Raw genomic sequence first — 17,118 nt, forward strand, 5'->3', positions numbered from 1 at the left:
TAGGCTGTCGTTATGAGCAATACCGAGGTGGCCCCCCAAGAAACCCTATGCGAGTCTGACGCCGGCCGCGTGGGCGTGGAAATCCTCGTGCCCCGGAAGGTCCCGCTCGGCGGGCCGCGCGCCATGGACGTGAGACGGACCCTGCCGCAGCGCCAGCGGAGCCTCATCGGCGCCTGGTGCTTCCTGGACCACTATGGCCCGGACCGGGTGGGCGAGTCCGGGGGCATGCAGGTACCCCGCCACCCGCACACGGGTCTGCAGACGGTCAGCTGGCTCTTTACCGGCGAGATTGAGCACCGCGACTCGGCAGGCTTCCACGCTGCGGTGCGGCCCGGCGAGGTCAACCTGATGACCGCCGGACGTGGCATCAGCCACTCGGAATTCTCCACGCCTGGAACGGACATCCTGCACGGTGCCCAGCTCTGGGTGGCTCTGCCGGACCGCGCCCGCCAGATGGAGCCCACGTTTGAGCACTACCGCCCCGATCCACTGACCGGACCCGGCTGGATCATGCGGGTCTTTCTCGGATCAATCGCCGGTGCCACCTCGCCGGTCACCACCCATACCGCATTGCTCGGCGCTGAGATCCTGATGGACGCGGGATCCACACTGAGACTGGATACCGATCCGTCCTTTGAACATGGCCTGTTGGTTGATACCGGAGCGCCCATCCTGGATGGGCACGCCGTCGCCAAAGACCACCTCGCCTACCTGCCGGTCGGGCGCACATCCGTCACTCTGGAGGCCGGCGTGGAACCCCTGCGCGTGCTGCTGATCGGCGGCGAACCCTTGGGCGAGCAGATCGTCATGTGGTGGAACTTTGTGGGCCGCAGCCACGAGGAAATCGTCGCGTACCGGGCGCAGTGGCAGGCGGAAATCGGCGTTGAGAAGCCCCCCGTTGCTGTCGTAACGGACGCCGCGGCCCCGCGGTTCGGGAGTTTCCCGGCCGGGGAACCCGCGCCGCTGCCGGCGCCGGCCCTGCCCAATGCCCGGCTCCGCCCCCGGGACTGAATCAGGTCCATGCGGCCGTTCACGCCGCCCGTGCACAAGCAGGCCCGACGAGAAGCGAGAAGCTGTTGACCGCAATCACCGTCCGAAACAACCCCGACCGGCAGCGCTTTCAAGTGCTCGACGGCGACTCTGCCATCGGCCAGGCGGCCTATGTGGATGATGGGGACGGACACCGCATTTTCTACCACACGGTCATCGACGAGGAATATGGCGGGCAGGGCCTTGCCGGTCGGCTCGCGGCGCAGGCGCTCGACGAGACCGTTGCCGCCGGTTTGAGGATTGTGCCGGTGTGCCCGTACATCAAGAACTACCTCGTCAAGCACACCCAGTACGCGGCCAATATCCAAAATCCCACCCCCGCACTCCTTGCATTTCTCAACAACGCGTTGGCGCAGCGTGCCCGTCGCTAATCCGTTGATACCGCAGTCGAGTCTGTGGTTTCCGGGGCCCGACAGGTGGAGAATGATGACAGAAGCCCGAAAGGAAATTGAAGGAGCCCGCAGTAGTGTTTCCTGCTGCGCACCTGCGCACTGTTGATCGCCGGGAGGGTTACCTGCCCATCGAGGACCATGGTCTCATCGGCGACGGGTCCACCTGTGCGCTCGTGGGCCGGGACGGCGGAATCTCCTGGCTGTGCATACCGGAGTTCGACAGCCCGCCGTTCCTTGCCGGAATCCTTGACGCGGAAAACGGGGGACTCTTTGAAATCTCCCCCGTTACCGTCCATGCCTCGGCCCAGCGTTACATGGAGGATTCCTGCGTCCTGGTCACAACCCTTGCCTCGGACCGGGGCATCCTCCAGATCACGGATTGCCTGACCCTGCGTTCCGGTGCCGACCTGGTTGAACCAGTTCCCGCCGGCCGCAGTGAGCTGCTCCGCTTTGTCCAGGCCGTGGGAGGGGACGTGCGCCTCCGGATCAGGCTGGTGCCCAAGACCGGCGTCAGTTTTGACGAGCTCGCCGGTGGCTGGCGCTTCGAGTGGGACAGCGGCCGCGTTTCGGAGGTCTATCTGTGGTCGTCGGTGGATCTTGTCCCGGACGGGCGGGGGCTGTCGGCCGAGCTGACGTTGCGGGCCGGCGAAACAATCACGGCTGCGCTGCACTGGTCGGGCCGGTTCCGGCTCCGGCAGCGACCGGATTCGAGGAGGCTGATCGACCAGACGGTTGCCGCGTGGCGGCGCTGGTCCTCCGGCCTGGACTGTCAGGGATCCCAGGCGGAGCTGATGAAGCGCTCGGCGCTGACGCTCAAGCTGCTGGACCATGCTGAGACGGGTGCCATCATGGCGGCAGCGACGTCGTCTTTGCCGGAGTGGCCCGGCGCACCGCGCAACTGGGACTACCGCTACACCTGGGTGCGGGACGCTTCATTCTCGAATTATGTGTTCCGGCGCATCGGTGACCCCAGCGACGCGGATGTCTTCCTCGCATGGGTGCTCACCAATGTAGAGCGGGATGGTGCACCGCATGTGATGTATGCACTCGACGGCTCGCAGCCGCCGGACGAGGTCCAGGACCCACTGCTGCGCGGTTATCGCGGTTCGGCCCCGGTCCGATGGGGGAACGGGGCGATCCACCAGCTCCAGCATGACGTGTACGGCGAGATCATCGATATCGCCTTCCAGTGGTCGAGCAGCGGCGGGCATGTGGACGGCAGATTGTGGGCAGCACTGGTCCCGATCGTCGAGCTGGCCATCGCCCGCTGGCGGACCCCGGACAGCGGTCCCTGGGAGATCCGCGCACCGGGACGACCGTTCACCTACTCGGCGGCCTTGTGTTACGTGGCCGTCGACCGCGCCATCCAGATTGCCCGAAAGCAGGGGCTCTCGTACCCGAAGGGACGATGGGAAGCCGCCGCCAAAGCCATCCGCGAGGCCGCGCTGACACAGTCGTGGAACCCCGAACGTCAGACATTCACCGAAAACCTCGGTGGCAGCGGTGGCCTCGACGCGGCGCTGCTGACTCTGCCGGTCCGCAATGTCATCGCCTTCGACGATCCGCGGATGATCGCGACCACCAAGGCGATTTCGGAAGGCCTCGATGCCGGAAACGGACTGCTTTACCGGTACCTCCCCAAGGTGTCACCGGACGGGTTGCCGGGAACCGAGGGCGCGTTCCTGCTGTGCAGTTTCTGGCTCGTGGACAACCTGGCCGGTCAGGGCCGGATCGATGAGGCATATGCGCTCTACGAGGCCCTCTGCGGCCGCGCGAACCCGCTCGGGCTGCTGCCGGAACAAATCCATCCCGACACCGGCGAGTTCCTGGGCAACTTTCCGCAGGCCTTCAGCCACGTAGGTGTCCTCGCCAGCGGATTGCGTCTGCTGAAAGCCGGACGGCGTGCCGCTTCAGAAAGCTGAAGCACGGCTCCAATCTCGAGCCCGGCTCCAGCCGGTGGCTGGAGCCGGGCTGTCGACGGCCGGACTGTAAGGCAGGGCCGCTGTTAACTCAAGCAGTCGGCGCAGTACGAATGGCCTGCCTTCTCGCGGGCGAGCTGCGAGCGGTGCCGGACCAGGAAGCACGAGTAGCAAGTGAACTCGTCTTCCTTCTGCGGAATGACGGTGACCGTCAGTTCCTCGCCGGAGAGATCGGCGCCCGGCAGCTCGACGCCTTCGGAGGTGTCCGCCTCGTCGAGCTCACGGGTTACGCTGCGGGCGTCCGGTGCGTTCGCGGAGCGCAAGGCCTCAAGCGAGGCGTTGCGTGATTCCGCAACGTCGGATCGGACTTCGTCATAGTCGGTTGCCACCTGGTAAATTCTCGATTCCGTTGGTCTGGGTTTCCCGGAATTGAACGGTACAGCATCCAACCGTTAATTTGCTGGGTGTATGGCTGTGGGAGGCAGTGACACTCACAACACCGAAGGGGGCCAAGGATGACTGCTGGATGGCGGCCGCCTCTGAAGCCTGTTCGTGGACCACCGGCACTTCGGGTGTGGCGTTCCCCGGCACGGTCCCGGCCGGGTATCTGTTCGATTATCGTCGTCCGGATTTCACGTGCCGTTCATGACGCGGTCCTAGGCTTGTTCTTCAGGCACCGTCCGCCAGAAGGGATCCATGATGGCCGATATCGCTGTAGTACTCGGAAGGCTCAACACCGAGGAATTGGATGACCTCAGGGCCCTCGGCCCGGCCGGGCATCTGCCCAGACAGCTCACCGATGCCCTGGACCGCGCCGCGGGGGGTCCAGGCGCCGGACGTGGTTACTACGTTCCCACCGGCAGCGTCAGTGCCACCGGTGGACCGCACTTCGTGTTGCGCAGCGATGTCTCCGGCTGGCTTTTCGGATCCGCTTCCCAGGTGCAGCAGGCGCTTGAGGACCGATAGGAATCCGCCGGCCGCATCGGCCGACGCCGGAAACCCCCTCCACTGAGGGGGTTTCCGGCGTTAAGCGCCAGTACCGGCGTTCCTCGCCCTGGGCTCCGCAGGCACCCCCGACAGGCACCGCAGGCGCGATACTGTGTCCGAGGAGAGGAGTCCTGCGATGAGGATTCTGATGGTGGAGGATGAACGGCACCTCGCCGACACCGTCCGCCGCGGGCTCGTGAACGAAGGCTTCGTTGTCGACGTCGTGCACGACGGCGTCAGACCGGCTCCCGTCGAGCCGGACGAAGCGCTCAAAGATCCGGACCCGGTCCGCCGCGGGAACTGGCTCGCCGTCGTTGTCGACTGTGATCACAGCGCCGGCCGGCGTACTGCGCAGGGCGATCCGAATCCGGGACAGGGCATGCCGCTCGGCATTGTCCAGGACATTGCGAAGCACCTGGCCGATGCGCCGGGCATCACCGCGGATACGGACCGGTGTGAGCTCCGCGGCGACGCAAGCCCCAGCTGCTCCGGCGGCGGGACCGCCTGGCCGTGGACGTGGACGGGTCCATGTTCCAAGAATGCGACACCCGCCCCCGCCGAACAACGGCCGGCAGGACCCTTTTCCGCTGCCCGGGTGGGTGCGGGACGTTCTCAGCATCCTCTCAGGTGCTTTGAGGCACAGCTAGGCAGGACGAAGTCCCGGAATCCGCCGGACGGTTCAAAACCCCGGCCGAGATCCCGGGCCGACACAGGCTACCGGCCGCACGCTCTCCTCAACCAGTGTGCGGCCGGTCATTTGTGCGTGATGAAGCGGGCCGTCGGCCAGGCCAGGCGGGGGATTAGACGGCGACGCGGATAAAGAGCGGATCCATCGGCTGCCCGGCGGCGTACTGGCCGTCGAATAGTTCGGATCCTTCCGGGGAAATGACGACGTCGACGTGGTCCCAGACCAGGGACCCGTCGGTGGCGCGGGGCTGCGAAGGGCTGAGGAACGCGACGGCGGTGCGGTCCTGGCCGCCGCCGTCGCCGGTGCTGATTGAGAGCACGCCGCTGCCGCTCGTGAAGGTGATCCACGGGTCCAGCAGCCGGACCAGCAGCATGCCGTGGTGGCCGGCGAGCCGGACGTCCCCGCGGAAGCGCAGCACGCCGGTGCCGCGTGCGAGGTCGTAGTCGGACGACTCGGGGCTGAAGCAGAACAGGGAATGTTCGGCAACGGTCGCACCGCCGGCCGCTGAAACGGATCCGTCCGGCAGGCCCGTGATGTAGTCGATGAAGCTGCGCTTGATGCCCCAGCTCAGGCCCAGCGGAGGCAGCGGATCGGGTGAAGCGGACGCTGGGTTCACGTAGGTTCTCCTGTGGCTGTAAGGCTGGTCTCCTCTGAGCCTAGCGGCCGATGGCCTGCGGGTTGAACTGCCGCCGTGGTGGCGTGACATCCTGCGTAGTTCTCTGAGGGCGTAGGGAGGCGCGGACTACGCCTGCGGGGCCGGTGGTTGACTTAGATGAGTACCAGTTCAGGAGGTGCGCTGTGGCCACTGCAATCAGCCGGGTCCCTGACCCCGAGGCGTCCGAGGACCCCCTCGATTCGTATTCGGCAACGGTGATTCGTGTCGCCGCTGCCGTGACGCCCCATGTGGCGGCGCTGGAAGTGAACGGCACCGGCCGCAGCGGCCGATTCCGCACGGGCGCCGGTTCCGCCGTCCTGTTCACGTCGGACGGTTATCTGCTCACCAACGCGCACGTGGTGGGCGGAGCCCGGAGCGGCAGCGCGGTGTATTCCGACGGGACCCGGACCGCAGTGGAAGTAATCGGCTCGGACCCGCTCTCGGATCTTGCGGTCGTGCGCGGCAGGGCCCCGACGGCGAAGCCGGCGGAGCTCGGCGATGCGGAGTCGCTCAGGGTCGGGCAGCTGGTGATTGCGGTCGGGAACCCCCTTGGACTCGCAGGATCCGTGACCGCCGGCGTGGTCAGCGGCCTGGGCCGTTCCATTCCGGTCTGGTCCGGACGAAACCGCCGTATTATCGAGGACGTCATCCAGACGGACGCGGCGCTGAACCCGGGAAGCTCCGGCGGTGCCCTTGCGGACGCACGGGGCAGGATCGTTGGCATCAACACGGCAGTGGCCGGGGCAGGGCTCGGCCTGGCGGTTCCGGTCAACGCCACGTCCCGGCGGATCATCGCCGCGCTGCTGAAAGACGGCCGCGTCCGGCGGGCCTATCTGGGGCTCGTCAACACGCCCGTCCAGCTGCAGCCAAGCGCTGTGGTCAGGACCGGCCACCGCGAAGGGCTCCTCGTAGTCGAGGTCCTGGCCGACTCGCCCGCCCAGCGGGCCGGACTTCGGGCTGGCGACGTGCTCCTCAGCGTGGGCGAAAAAACCGTGTCCAACGCCGAGAGTCTCCAAAAGCTGCTGTTTGCCGAGGCCATTGGCGTGCCTCTGGAATTGGCGGTGCTCCGGGACGGGGCGGAAATCCGCGTACTCGCCGTCCCCGAGGAGATGAACGAAAAGTGACGGCCTCGCGGCTCCGCCCAAAGCGTGCGGCGGGGAGGCGGGAATAGCCAAAGCCTTCATTCACATGGGGGCCGATCGGTAATTCCAGCCGGTAGAAAAATCCATTACTCGACGCGGCGCCGCCGCCCGGGAGTGGTGATACTTGCCCATTGGGGCGAGTACGCACATTGCTTCCGGAGGTTACTTGGTAGCGCTCGCGGGTGTACCCGACTTTCCGCACGGTAAAGGATCGGGTAGCTTCATTCCTTGTTGCCCCCTGTTTTGCGTGTCACGGTTTCCATAGAAAGTCGGATGGAAGTGGGTCTCGGCACGTTCCTGTAATTCTTTCCGGCTCTCCGAAAGAGCAATTAAGCATTAATGGGGAAATCGGAGATCAACATGGACAAATTTGGCGGGCTCACATCGGGAATATCGGTCCGACTATTCGGAACATTTGAGATCCGGCGAAATGGCGCAGTGCTCACGGCGGCGGACATGGGCGGCCGCAAGCCCCGCCACATTCTGGAAATACTCCTGTTGAATCTGGGGACCCCCGTGTCCAAGACGCGCCTCGTGGAGATGTTGTGGGGATCCCATGCCAGCGATGGCGCGATCGCCACACTGGAGAGCTACGTCAGCGGCATTCGCAGGGCGATCCAGCCCGGCAACACAAAGAAGGGTCCGCTTCGCACCGCGAACGGCGGCTACGTCCTGGACCCGCAACTCGTAGAGCTGGATCTCTCGGTGTTCCACCAGCTGGTCCGCGCAGCCCGGCAGGCCCCGCCGGCTGAGGCCCACATGCTCGCCATGCAAGCCCTGGAACTGTCGGCTGAGCCGCTGCTGGGCTTTGAACTCGTGGCCGACTGGGCTGAAGAAGCGCGGGCCCGGCATGCTGCCGAGAAGGTCGCCGCCCAGATTCTGGCGGCCGAGACTGCGGCCCTTCTCGACAATCCCGAGCTAACCATCTCGCTGGCACAGACTGCCCTCCAGTCCGAGCCGCTGAACGAACGTGCGTGGACCATTCTTGTCACCGGATACGAGCAGGCCAGCCTTCCGGTCCAGGGGCTGTCCGCGTATGAGCGCTGCCGCCGCCTGTTCGACCGCGACCTGGGCTGCGCGCCGGGGCCGGCCCTGCAGGCCGCCCACCTGAGGCTCCTGCGGCAGCGCGCCGAGGGAAACACCGAACTCTCCGAAGTCCTGGCGGCGCTGCTCTACTTGGGCGAGCGGCTGCATGGCCCCAAGCGCACGCAGCTTGCCGCGGAGGAGGCACGACGCATGCAGGAGAACGCCGGCCGCGTCCTCGATTCCTTCCTGCAGCAGGCCCTGGCCGCCGTCTGACGCCGGGAAGGGCAGCAACCCGCTCCGCGCGTGGCTGCCCGTGCTCAGTCACGCGGCGCACAACGGGCGGCTCGGCCCAGTCGTGTAGCGGGGGAAAGCATGTCGCACACCGAAGGATAAGAGCCGATACTGTAGACCGCCACCGCCTACGCCGATCAGAACGAACGCGACTACCAAGCGCTGGTCGACGCCGTGAAATCCGGCCCGGCAAGGACGCCGCGACGAACGGTGCGGCCGCAGTCGCTACCCGGGAACTGCCGCCTGGTACAGGGTTATCTGGTTGCCCTGCTCCGCGAAGGCGTGGCCGACAATCGGCCCGTCGACCGAGCCGGTGCGGATCCACATCGCGGCTTCGACAAAGCTGTATGGATTGTTCCCGTAGGGCGGGTAGCCCCAGGGCATCTCGTAGTTGTCGAAGACGTTCGTGAGGTACCAGGTCCCGAAGGTGCTCGTCAGTTGCACCTGAGTGGCGATGTTGCGCCCGCTCACCGGTGATTTCCAGGTCTTCAACGCTTTCCACTCCGCGTTGTTCCCCATATGGAAGGTAAGGCTGCCGTCCGGTGTGCCATTGGGCGTCCCAAACGAGTTGCGGCCGATCTCCAGAATCGGCTGGAGGGGAGCCGATCCGTCTGGCTCGCCGTACCATTGGCGCCAGGTGAAGACGTTGCCATCGTTGAACGTCAGCGCCCCCCAGGTATACGCAGTCGTCCACGGCTCCTGCCCGGAGTTGTAGTTCCCCCATTGGTGCTCAAACCAGATCGTGCCTGTGAGATGGCGGGTCTTATCGCCTATGGTGACGGTGCCCGTGCTCTTCGAAATCGGGCCGGTGTAATAGTAGGACAGTGCGTACAGGTTGGCGGGATCCAGGTTCTGCCCGTTCCAGGGGATGTTCTGATTCTCAAAGCCGCCAAGCCCGACCGGCATGTAGCCGTACGGTGACTGGGCCGTGTTCTCGATGTCCATGGCGAGGGGTGAGTTGTTGTTGTTTGCGGCAACACCCGTGAATTGGAAGCGCCACGTGTCCGGCTCGGCACGGTACACCGTGGTGAATTCCACGTTCTCGCCCTTGGCGTTGTACTGGAAGTCGTCCGGCGAGGTCGAGTCCGGCGGCCGTGTCGCCTGCAATGAGCCAACAGCAGTCAGCTGGTGCGACCAGACCAACTCCTGCCTGGCGAAGTCCCCGAACGAGAAGCTGACGCCTTGCTCCCACACCGAGGGCCCCCCGGGAGCACTCGGGTTGTTCGTGATGTTGTAGAAAATGCCGAACTCTTCTCCGGTGCCGTCATCGGTGAAGAAGCCGGTCCAGTAGTGCCACTCCTGGACCAGGCCGCTGTCGAAGATTCCGCCGGTGTGCCATTTGTGGTCCTGCGGCAAGAGGTACAGGGCATGGCCGGAGGTTTCCTGGAGCGCGCCGGACTGGCTGGGAGCGGCCGCGCTTGCCCGAGGAGCGACACCCGCCAACAGACCCGCCGTGGCGGCCATAGCCAGACCCGATCCCAAGACCATACGACGGTCGATTCCTGGTCCTGACGCGCGGACGACATCCGCACCTGCATCATCGCCCTCGGTCACCGGGCGATGTTTCTGCTCTTTACTCTCATACATGACTAAACCTCCTAGTGGCCCCCCTTGCCTTCGTTGTCCGCGGTCGACTAACCGCGGATCCGTCGCGGGTCCGCGGCACTGGCTGGCCGGTCCGAACGCCGCACTTCAAGCTCTCCATACGAGAGAACGCGGCTCAGGCCATCCGGTTCGAGCATTTCCCGCGAAACTTGGTGCGGCCACTGAAGGGTGGCCGCCGTTCACCATTCCGCACCTGCTTGCGATTGTGGTCAACGTCCGGATGAGCACTTACGAATCCAAGTCTCAATCCTGCCTGCTGCGGCCGGGACCGGTACGGCCACGTTCGGAACCGGCACGTAAGGGTTCGCCCCGACCACCATCAATCCAGTGCCACCTGCGGCGGCGCGCGGGCCGGTGCTTCGCGATTCACGTCGACCTCGGCTACGCCACGTTTCCACATGGCAACCTCCCGGGAAACCGTCAGCTCGAAGTATGCTCGGATCCCCCATCCAGCCTGCAGGGAGTGCATGAGTTTCAAGCTCCCCCACAGCCAGAGATCCTTGCCGCTCTGCCCCTTGAGCTCCCGGATGGTGGCGGCCGGGTCGCGCGTCACGGTCGCGGCGGGAAAGTCGCCCCAGGGGGCGTCATCCAGCTTCGACGATGCGACGAATTTGGTGAGGTTGTTGAGCTTCTCGCCGTACTCGCCCTGGTCGTCAGCGTACGGCCAGTAGCCCTTGGACTGGGCATAGGTATTCGCGCCGAGAATCATCGTGTCGACCGAGTCGATGAACCCCATCACGCGTGCCTTGAACGCATTGTTGGTGGTCTCGGAAAAGGGCTCCGCTGACACGAAGCTGAGCCCGCCGTCCTCCTCCGCGGCGATGTTGTCGACGGTAACCCACTGCTGGACTATGAGTTTTCGCATGGCGCCAACTGTAGACCGCTGGCGCCGTCAACGCGCCCCTCAACAGTCGAGAGTGAATGGGTGGTCCAGCTCGTCGCCTCCGCTGATCCCCGCGCCCTCAATGGAGTGGCCGGACACCCTGACGGCATAGTCCTGGGCCGGGGGAGGGGTAGCTCTTGTTCCACCGGGACCCGGGAGTGCTTCACTGGAAGGTACGACGGCGGCCACGCCGCCTTTCGCCGCAGCCGAAGGTACCCGAATGCGCAAGATCATCCTCATGATGTCGGTGTCTTTGGACGGATTCTTCGAGACAGCTGGACGGTGATTCACGACGTCGTGCCTGAACAAATCGCGGAACTGAGGGCGCAGCCCGGGGGCGACTTCGCCCTTAGCGGCGCCAATTTGGCCGCCACTTTCATGCGGCACGGCCGATCGACGAATTTCGAATTCTCGTCCATCCCGTGGTTCTGGGGCAGGGCCGACCGCTGTTCGAGGCCCCTGGTGTCCGGATGGACCTCAGGGGCGAGGGGACGCGGACGTTCGGCAACGGCGTGGTATTCCTCCACTACTCAAGCGACGGCGCCATCGATATCGCGGACGGCGCAAAGTTAGCTTCATCACGCGGCGGGTTTTCGTCGAAAATCCGGGCGCGGCGGGCCCCATACTTGGAATGACCCCGGCGGACTTCCCCCACCGCCTGGCATGAGGAGGGTCCATGAAAACCTTGAATTTTGTGAAAAGCACTGTCGCCAACGAGTACTTTCCCGCTGCCGCGGTGCTGGCCGGAGTCGTCCTGTTCTGGGGCCTCGGGATCTTCGGCGGACTGTCCCTGCTGAGCAACCACCAGTCGCTGCTGACCACACTCAGCTGGTTGCTGTTCGTCTACGCGGCAGCCGTACTCACTCCACTCGCGGGACTGCTGGCAGTGGTGGACCTGTCGCGCCGCTGGCTGCGGAACCGGGCGTCCGGCGTCGGCCGCTCAACCGGGACCGCGTAGGGGCGCCGTGCGGCCTTATTCGAACCGGGACGGGTCGCCCATGCCTCGCCGGACGACTTCCGCGACTCCGCTGGAGTAGTCGATCACGGTGGTCGGCTCCGCGCCGCAGTCGCCGGAGTCAATCACGGCGTCGACGACGTGCTCGAGCCGTTCCTTGATTTCCCAGCCCTGGGTCAGCGGTTCCTCCTCGTCCGGCAGCAGCAGCGTGCTGGAGAGCAGCGGCTCGCCCAGTTCGGCCAGCAATGCCTGGACCACCACGCTGTCCGGGATGCGCACGCCCACGGTCTTTTTCTTCGGATGCAGCAGCCGCTTCGGCACATCCTTGGTCGCCGGCAGGATGAACGTGTAGCTCCCGGGGGTGACGGCCTTGATGCTGCGGAACACATCGTTGTCGATCTGCACAAACTGCCCCAACTGGGCAAAGTCCTTGCAGACCAGGGTGAAGTGGTGCTTGGAATCGAGATGCCGGATGGTCCTGATCCGGTCCAGTGCCTCCTTGTTCCCGAGTTGCGCCCCGAGTGCGTAGCAGGAGTCCGTGGGGTAGGCGATCAGCCCGCCGGAACGGACGATTTCCACGGCCTGGCTGATGGAGCGCGCCTGCGGGTTTTCGGGGTGAACATCGAAGTATCTCGCCATGGCACGAGCTTACGCCCGACGGCGGTCCGGGCGCCCAAACGGCCCTGACGGCGCCAATCCGGCATGCTTTGTGGTTGCTCGGCGCCCTGAGGAGGTAAAATGGATCTGGCCCTCGTCCGCGGCAGCCCGGCGACGGGCTCCGCTGATATTCCTCCGAGGCAGCCTTGGCAGCAGCGGACTCCACGATATTTGAAACCGTTATCCGTCATGATGGCCGGCCCCAATGCCGACGAAAAAGTGGATTCTTGGGCGACGCGTTTGAGCGCACCACGAGGAATCCCGCCATGGACAGCCGGCGCACAATGCGTGTCTCTTGCCGCCCACCCGGAATTGACACGCAATCAATGAAAGAGAGCTTATTTGTGGTGGATTTCATTTCCGGCCGGCTCAACCAGATCCTGTTCGCCGGCTGGCAGCATTTCAGTCTCGTGGCGCAGTGCTTGATCCTGGCTACCGTCCTGGCCGTGGCCATCTCCGTTCTGGTTTACCGGAATAAGAAGATGGTTTCTGTTGCAAACTCAGTCTCCGCGGTCGGACTGACCATCCCTTCCTTCGCCCTGATCGGGCTTCTGGTCGCGCCGTTCGGATTCGGTGTCGTCCCGGCGGTAATTGTAGTGGCGTTTTATGCCACCCTTCCCATCCTCCGCAATGCCGTCGTCGGCCTGTCGGGGATCAGCCCGGCCGTCGTCGAGGCCGCCCGTGGAATTGGCATGAGCCGGTTCCGCACGCTGCTGCGCGTGGAACTGCCGATGGCATGGCCAGTCATCCTCACCGGTGTGCGGGTGTCCGCCCAGATGGTGATGGGAGTGGCAGCCATCACCGCCTACGCTCTCGGTCCCGGCCTGGGCGGCTTCATCTTCTCCGGTCTCTCCCGTCTGGGTGGCGCCAATTCCTTCGAGTCGGTTGTGACGGGCGTCGTCGGCGTCGTCATTCTGGCCGTCATCCTTGATCTCCTTCTCGTCGGTCTCGGCCGGCTGACAACTCCGCGAGGTATCCGTGTCTGAATCTGCCCCAACATCCACTCCCGAACAGCTACGGCACGCTGAAGGAATCACCGGGGCCAGCATCCTGCTGGACAAGGTCACCAAGCGCTACCCCGGCCAGGCCAAGCCTGCCGTGGACGGCCTGACGCTGGAAATTCCGGCGGGGAAAATGGTGATGTTCGTTGGCCCGTCCGGCTGCGGAAAAACCACAACGCTGAAAATGATCAACCGGCTCATCGAGCCCACCGAAGGTCGGATCGTGCTCAACGGTGAGGACGTCACGAAAAAGGACGGTGACCAGCTCCGGCGGAAAATCGGATACGTCATCCAGGCGGGCGGCCTTTTCCCCCATATGACGGTGGCGGCAAACATCGCCATTGTGCCCAAGATGCTGGGGTGGGACAAGGAACGCATCGCCGCCCGCGTCGACGAGCTCCTGGAGCTCGTTTCGCTGGACCCGGGCGTCTACCGGAATCGTTTCCCGAAAGAGCTGTCAGGCGGTCAGCAGCAACGCGTCGGAGTGGCCCGCGCGCTCGCCGCCGACCCGCCCGTGCTCCTGATGGACGAACCGTTCGGCGCGGTGGATCCGATCACCCGGCAGCGGCTGCAGGACGAATTGCTGCAGATCCAGGCCGACCTGCAGAAAACGATTGTCTGCGTGACGCATGACTTCGACGAGGCGGTGAAGCTCGGTGACTGGATCGCAATCTTTGACGAGGGCGCCCGGCTGGTCCAGTACGACACACCGGAACGGATCCTCGGGGACCCGGCCAACGAATTTGTCGAGAATTTCATCGGCTCGGGCGCGGGGCTCAAACAGCTGACGCTGACCCGGGTCGGCGACGCGCCGCTCGCCGCCGCGGTCACGGGCCGGCCCGGTGAGGCCGCAGCCGACGTCCTGGAACGCGTCAAGACGGCAGGCCACGGACACGCCGTCATCGTGGATGCCCGCCAACGGCCCCTTCAGTGGCTGTCGCGCCGCCAGCTCAGCCGCCTGCAGACGATCAGCCCCGTCCTCGATCCGAAGCTGCCCGTCGTGGGCAGCCGGGCGACGCTCAACGATGCGCTGGACACCATGCTGGTTTCCAGTGCCGGTGCGGCCCTCGTAACCGGCCGCCGCGACGCCTTCGAGGGCGTCATCGACGTCCAGACCGTCATGGCGGCCATCACCAAGGCGCACGAGGCCGCCGCGATGGACTCGATGGATGCCCCGGTGGGTACAAACACCGGCGCCATCCCCGCGGCGGCGGAACCTGCCGAGCCACTGGCCGCCGGCGAAGGACGGACCGGACAATGAGGCGTGCCGGGGAGCGCACCGCGACCGCGGGCGAGAACGCCGCCGTGCCGGAGACGACGCCGCTGGATACTGAGGCGCTCGACGCCGAATCCACCGTCGGGGCCGACGCTGTCATCGACGCCGGGACCGGCCAGCGCTCCTGGCGGGCCCTGGGCTATCAACTCCTGGGCATCATCGCCGTCCTCCTCGGTCTGGTTGCGTGGTTGAGCTTTGCGGACCTGTCGCCCGCGGAACTGACCACGCTGGCTCCCGGAGCCCTGTGGGCCTACACCCTTGAGCATCTTCAGCTGGCGCTGTTGGCGGCCGCGATCGTGCTGGTCGTGGCCATTCCCCTGGGAATTGCCTTGACCCGCAAGAACCTGCGCTTCCTGAGCGGTCCGGTGCTGGTGGTCGCCAATATCGGCCAGGCCGCACCCTCTATCGGGCTTGTCGTTCTCTTGGCCTTCTGGCTCGGATTCGGGTTCTGGGCCGCCGTCATTTCACTTGTCCTCTATGGAGTCCTGCCGGTACTGCGGAACACCATGGTGGGGCTCCAGCACGTGGACCAGCGGCTTGTGGAAGCAGGCCGCGGCATGGGCATGACTGCAGCCGCGGTCCTGTTCAAGGTGGAACTTCCGATGGCTGTCCCGATCATGCTCGCCGGGATCCGTACGGCGTTGGTGCTGCTGGTGGGGACCGCCGCCCTGGCGACGTTCATCAACGGGGGCGGGCTGGGGATTCTGATCACCACGGGCGTCCAGCTCAATCTGCCCGCGGTCCTCGTGGTCGGATCCTTGCTTGTTGCCCTACTGGCACTGTTTATCGACTGGGTTGGACGGGTCGTTGAACACCTGGCCCATCCGAAGGGACTCTAGATGCATGCTTTTGAATCGAACGAGCCGGCCGGAGCCGGGCGGACGAACGGGCGGAACCCCGCCCGGCTGCGCCGTTCAGGTGCACTGGCCATCGCCGTGGCGGCGCTTTCACTCCTGTCCGGCTGCGGGCTGGCGCCGGCCGCGTCGTACGTTCCCGAGGCGGGCCCGGGCACCATCAGGCCAGTTGAGGGTGCATCCGGGTCTCAGCTGACGGTCACCGGACGGAACAACACCGAGGGACTCATCCTGGGCAAAATGGCGGTGCTCGCTGCCAAGGCCGCCGGTTTCGAGGTCTCGGACATGACGAATGTCCCCGGCAGCCAGCCCACCCGCTCGCTCATGCTTGCCGGGAAGGCGGACATCATCTGGGAGTACACGGGCACCGCGTGGCTGTCGTTCATGGGGCACCCGTCAGGCATCCCGGAGCAGGACGCCCAATGGCAGGCGGTGCATGACGAGGACCTGGCCAACGGCCTGAGCTGGGGCGCCAAGGCTCCGTTGAACAACACCTATGCGCTCGCCGTGACGAATGAAACCGCGGCCAAATACGGGTTGAGCACGTTGTCGGACATCGCCAAGCTGCCGGTTGACCAGCGGACGTTTTGCGTTGAGCCGGAGTTCAACTCCCGGCCCGACGGCTTCGGACCAATGCTCAAGCACTACGGCCTGGACCGGGGCTCCGCTACCGGAGTGCCGGAGGGCAACATCGGCCTGTATGACGTCGGCGCGGTCTACAGTGCCACGGACAACGGTGTGTGCACCCTCGGCGAGGTGTTCGCCACGGACGGCCGGATTGATGCGCTGGGCCTGACAGTGCTCACCGATGACAAGAAGTTCTTCCCTGCCTATAACGTGGCGCCGGTGTTCTATTCCAAGACCCTGGCCGCGCACCCGGAGCTTGAAGGGATCTTTGCGCAGATTTCGCCGCTGCTGGACGACACCACCATGCGGGGCCTCAACCTGAAGGTCGACGTCGATGGCCAGGAGCCGGCCGATGTCGCCTTCGAGTGGATGAAGGAGCAGGGGTTCCTCACCGGAGCACCCTAGGCCACCTCGGCCGTCTCCAGCCCTGCCGCGGTGTAGGCCGACTGGGCCGGGGAGGCGGTCAGGTGCGCCAGCAGCGCCGCGGCGCCGGACCTGTCCCGGGCGGAGACGGCGATCGCGGCGGAGAATTCCGTGTAGTGCTGGACAGCGGCCGGGAAAGGCCCGGCGATCGTCGCCTCCGGCACGTACTTGAGTTCGCTCAGCTGCTGGACCGCAAGGTCCGCCCGCCCGTCCACCAGTGCCAGCGCGGTGAAACCGGTGTCGACGACCGTGGCCCGTTCATTGACCTGGTCGGCAATACCCAGCTTGGGCAACAGTGCCGCAAGGTAAACGCCGCTTGGTCCGGTCCGGGAGTAGGCCACTGAGCGGGCTGCTGTGAGAGCCCTGATGAGGTCCTCGACCGTGGAAAGGTCCGGGACCGGAACTCCGGGTGCAACCGCAATGCCGATGCCTGCCTTAGCGACGGTCGCGAGCGATGCGGCGTCGAGGACGCCCGCGGCGGCCAGCTTCTCCAGCGCGGCTGTGATGCCGATGACGACGTCGGGCCGTGCCCCCTCATCGACCTCCTGGACCAGGGCGCTGGTCGTGGCGTAATGCGCGTCCACGGCGATCCCGGTGGCACGCGTGAACTCTGGCAGGAGGGTCTCCTGGACGGCGCCCCGAAGGGCGACGGCGCAGAACACGGACAGGGCGGGGCGGTCGGTCATG

Annotated in this window: 18 protein-coding genes and 2 pseudogenes; 13 read left to right on the top strand and 7 right to left on the bottom strand. The window is 65.5% G+C overall.

The genetic code is table 11. The features are described from left to right. Positions 1–12 precede the first annotated feature (12 nt). From J2X01_RS10345 to J2X01_RS10355, 3 genes are all read left to right on the top strand, one after another. Entirely contained in the window at positions 13–1,011 is a 999-nt protein-coding gene (locus J2X01_RS10345) for a pirin family protein (protein WP_310056518.1), read from the top strand. 65 nt (positions 1,012–1,076) lie between these two features. Further along, positions 1,077–1,421 carry a GNAT family N-acetyltransferase gene (locus J2X01_RS10350; protein ID WP_310056520.1) on the top strand — a complete coding sequence of 115 codons (345 nt, stop codon included), beginning with the start codon at positions 1,077–1,079 and terminating at the stop codon, positions 1,419–1,421. Between the two features lie 95 nt (positions 1,422–1,516). Then, positions 1,517–3,364, top strand: a complete 1,848-nt coding sequence (locus tag J2X01_RS10355; protein ID WP_310056522.1) for a glycoside hydrolase family 15 protein — start codon at positions 1,517–1,519, stop codon at positions 3,362–3,364. 83 nt (positions 3,365–3,447) lie between these two features. Here J2X01_RS10355 and J2X01_RS10360 read toward each other — a convergent pair whose 3' ends face one another. Further along, complete coding sequence (locus J2X01_RS10360) at positions 3,448–3,750, bottom strand: DUF4193 domain-containing protein (RefSeq protein WP_310056523.1); 303 nt, start codon at positions 3,748–3,750, stop codon at positions 3,448–3,450. A 307-nt stretch (positions 3,751–4,057) separates the two neighbouring features. Here J2X01_RS10360 and J2X01_RS10365 point away from each other — a divergent pair, with 307 nt between their 5' ends. Together J2X01_RS10365 and J2X01_RS10370 are read left to right on the top strand one after the other, a co-directional pair. Continuing rightward, positions 4,058–4,327 (top strand): hypothetical protein, encoded by a 270-nt coding sequence (locus tag J2X01_RS10365; protein ID WP_310056525.1) that lies wholly within the window; start codon positions 4,058–4,060, stop codon positions 4,325–4,327. Between the two features lie 157 nt (positions 4,328–4,484). After that, positions 4,485–4,583 (top strand): annotated as a pseudogene (locus J2X01_RS10370) (response regulator transcription factor); the annotation flags it as partial. A 24-nt stretch (positions 4,584–4,607) separates the two neighbouring features. On the opposite strand, the pseudogene J2X01_RS10375 reads toward J2X01_RS10370, so the two are convergent. Together J2X01_RS10375 and J2X01_RS10380 are read right to left on the bottom strand one after the other, a co-directional pair. Continuing rightward, positions 4,608–4,967: pseudogene (locus J2X01_RS10375) on the bottom strand (ATP-binding protein); the annotation flags it as partial. A gap of 181 nt (positions 4,968–5,148) precedes the next feature. Further along, complete coding sequence (locus tag J2X01_RS10380) at positions 5,149–5,652, bottom strand: HtaA domain-containing protein (protein ID WP_310056527.1); 504 nt, start codon at positions 5,650–5,652, stop codon at positions 5,149–5,151. 182 nt (positions 5,653–5,834) lie between these two features. Here J2X01_RS10380 and J2X01_RS10385 point away from each other — a divergent pair, with 182 nt between their 5' ends. Together J2X01_RS10385 and J2X01_RS10390 are read left to right on the top strand one after the other, a co-directional pair. Further along, a complete protein-coding gene (locus J2X01_RS10385) occupies positions 5,835–6,815 on the top strand; it encodes a S1C family serine protease (protein ID WP_310056529.1) in 981 nt (326 codons plus the stop codon). A gap of 474 nt (positions 6,816–7,289) precedes the next feature. Then, positions 7,290–8,132, top strand: a complete 843-nt coding sequence (locus tag J2X01_RS10390; protein ID WP_310056707.1) for an AfsR/SARP family transcriptional regulator — start codon at positions 7,290–7,292, stop codon at positions 8,130–8,132. Between the two features lie 243 nt (positions 8,133–8,375). Here J2X01_RS10390 and J2X01_RS10395 read toward each other — a convergent pair whose 3' ends face one another. Further along, positions 8,376–9,737: a lipocalin-like domain-containing protein gene (locus tag J2X01_RS10395; protein ID WP_310056531.1), complete on the bottom strand. Its 1,362-nt coding sequence runs from the start codon at positions 9,735–9,737 to the stop codon at positions 8,376–8,378. 337 nt (positions 9,738–10,074) lie between these two features. Then, entirely contained in the window at positions 10,075–10,620 is a 546-nt protein-coding gene (locus J2X01_RS10400; protein WP_310056532.1) for a dihydrofolate reductase family protein, read from the bottom strand. 440 nt (positions 10,621–11,060) lie between these two features. Between J2X01_RS10400 and J2X01_RS10405 the strand changes: the two genes are divergently transcribed. Together J2X01_RS10405 and J2X01_RS10410 are read left to right on the top strand one after the other, a co-directional pair. Then, the gene (locus J2X01_RS10405) at positions 11,061–11,273 is read left to right on the top strand and encodes a dihydrofolate reductase family protein (protein WP_310056534.1); all 213 of its coding nucleotides are present in this window, start codon (positions 11,061–11,063) and stop codon (positions 11,271–11,273) included. Positions 11,274–11,314: 41 nt separating this feature from the next. Further along, positions 11,315–11,596, top strand: a complete 282-nt coding sequence (locus J2X01_RS10410) for a hypothetical protein (RefSeq protein ID WP_310056535.1) — start codon at positions 11,315–11,317, stop codon at positions 11,594–11,596. 15 nt (positions 11,597–11,611) lie between these two features. On the opposite strand, the gene J2X01_RS10415 is transcribed toward J2X01_RS10410, so the two are convergent. Continuing rightward, on the bottom strand, positions 11,612–12,232 hold the full coding sequence (locus J2X01_RS10415; RefSeq protein WP_310056537.1) for an L-threonylcarbamoyladenylate synthase: 621 nt from the start codon (positions 12,230–12,232) through the stop codon (positions 11,612–11,614). 362 nt (positions 12,233–12,594) lie between these two features. On the opposite strand from J2X01_RS10415, the gene J2X01_RS10420 reads away from it, so the two are divergent. Genes J2X01_RS10420 through J2X01_RS10435 form a run of 4 tightly spaced genes read left to right on the top strand, consistent with a single transcriptional unit; the run spans position 12,595 to position 16,413 of the window. Continuing rightward, positions 12,595–13,236 (top strand): ABC transporter permease, encoded by a 642-nt coding sequence (locus J2X01_RS10420; protein ID WP_310056709.1) that lies wholly within the window; start codon positions 12,595–12,597, stop codon positions 13,234–13,236. Next, positions 13,229–14,512, top strand: a complete 1,284-nt coding sequence (locus tag J2X01_RS10425; protein ID WP_310056539.1) for an ATP-binding cassette domain-containing protein — start codon at positions 13,229–13,231, stop codon at positions 14,510–14,512. The genes J2X01_RS10420 and J2X01_RS10425 overlap by 8 nt, the downstream gene beginning before the upstream one ends. Beyond that, positions 14,509–15,366: an ABC transporter permease gene (locus J2X01_RS10430; protein ID WP_310056541.1), complete on the top strand. Its 858-nt coding sequence runs from the start codon at positions 14,509–14,511 to the stop codon at positions 15,364–15,366. The genes J2X01_RS10425 and J2X01_RS10430 overlap by 4 nt, the downstream gene beginning before the upstream one ends. Then, positions 15,367–16,413, top strand: a complete 1,047-nt coding sequence (locus J2X01_RS10435; RefSeq protein ID WP_310056542.1) for a glycine betaine ABC transporter substrate-binding protein — start codon at positions 15,367–15,369, stop codon at positions 16,411–16,413. Here J2X01_RS10435 and J2X01_RS10440 read toward each other — a convergent pair. Beyond that, positions 16,410–17,117 carry a molybdate ABC transporter substrate-binding protein gene (locus tag J2X01_RS10440; protein ID WP_310056544.1) on the bottom strand — a complete coding sequence of 236 codons (708 nt, stop codon included), beginning with the start codon at positions 17,115–17,117 and terminating at the stop codon, positions 16,410–16,412. The genes J2X01_RS10435 and J2X01_RS10440 overlap by 4 nt on opposite strands. Between the last annotated feature and the right edge of the window lies 1 nt (position 17,118).

The sequence above is a fragment of the Arthrobacter ginsengisoli genome (assembly GCF_031456935.1).
Classification (GTDB): domain Bacteria; phylum Actinomycetota; class Actinomycetes; order Actinomycetales; family Micrococcaceae; genus Arthrobacter; species Arthrobacter ginsengisoli.